Here is a 1,171-nt window from a genome sequence, read left to right as displayed (position 1 = left end):
GAAAATCCATTGATGAGATATCAGAAACATATTGTATTCATAAAAGCGATATCAGCAAATGGGTAGCAAAATATCAATATCATGGTATGGAGGGAATGGAACAGAGGTGTTACACCTATTTGCCGGAATTTAAGCAGCAAGTGATTGAAGATATGCGCACAAATCAATTATCTTATAGGGAAACAGCGGCAAAGTATAATATAGGTATTCATACTACGATTAAGCGATGGGAACGAATCTATCTGGAAAAAGGATATGAGGGATTAAAAGAGCAGAAGAGAGGTCGGACACCTGGACAAAAGATAGGACGTCCGCCACTGATTCAAAAAACAGTTCAAGAGGATTTGATTGCAGAAAATCAACGGTTAAAGATGGAAAATGAATACTTAAAAAAATCGAACGCCTTAATTCGTTCAAAAGGAAAATAGACGACAAGGATAAAGTGATTGTTATCCGGGAATTAAGGCGTCAGTATAAAGTCGTCGATCTGGTTCAAATTGCAGGGATAGCGCGCAGTACATACTATTATTGGATAAAAGAGTTAGAAAAGCCGGATAAATATGAAGCAATAAAAGAGAAGATTACCGCTATTTATCATGAGAATGAAGGGCGGTATGGGTATAGGCGCATTACTATGGAACTTCATAATCAAGGTTATACGCTTAATCATAAAACCGTACAGCGGCTGATGGGACAGCTCGGATTGAAAAGTTTAGTGCGCATCAAAAAATATCGCTCGTATAGAGGAGAGACCGGTAAGCTTGCACCCAATATCATAAATAGAAATTTTCATGCAGAGAAGCCAAACCAGAAGTGGACGACTGATATAACGGAATTTGCATTATTCGGTAAGAAACTGTATCTGTCACCGATATTGGATATGTATAACGGAGAAATTATCAGCTATAACATAAGTGACAGACCGAGTTTAGAACAAGTAATGGACATGTTGGACAATGCTTTTGCAAAGACACCGGATAATACAAGGTTAATATTTCATTCCGATCAAGGATGGCAATACCAGCATAAAAGATATCAACACCGATTAAAAGAAAAAGGAATGATACAAAGCATGTCAAGGAAGGGGAATTGCCTTGATAATGCTGTTATGGAAAACTTCTTTGGATTACTCAAGTCAGAATTATTATATTTAAAAAAATTCTCATCATTG

The 1,171-nt window shown here is 36.9% G+C and carries 2 protein-coding genes; both read left to right on the top strand.

Features of this window, described 5'->3' with window-relative positions; genetic code table 11:
- A partial coding sequence (locus tag KQI32_RS13250) for a helix-turn-helix domain-containing protein (protein ID WP_216426117.1) occupies nt 1-428 on the top strand: 428 nt, incomplete at its 5' end.
- A 14-nt stretch (nt 429-442) separates the two neighbouring features.
- On the top strand, nt 443-1,171 hold a 729-nt coding region (locus KQI32_RS13245; protein WP_216426115.1), incomplete at its 3' end, for an IS3 family transposase.

This window comes from Acetivibrio sp. MSJd-27, assembly GCF_018918095.1.
Taxonomy (GTDB): domain Bacteria; phylum Bacillota; class Clostridia; order UMGS1840; family HGM11507; genus HGM11507.
Note: the sequence above shows the minus strand (reverse complement) of the source record. Positions and strands in the feature narration are given on the sequence as shown.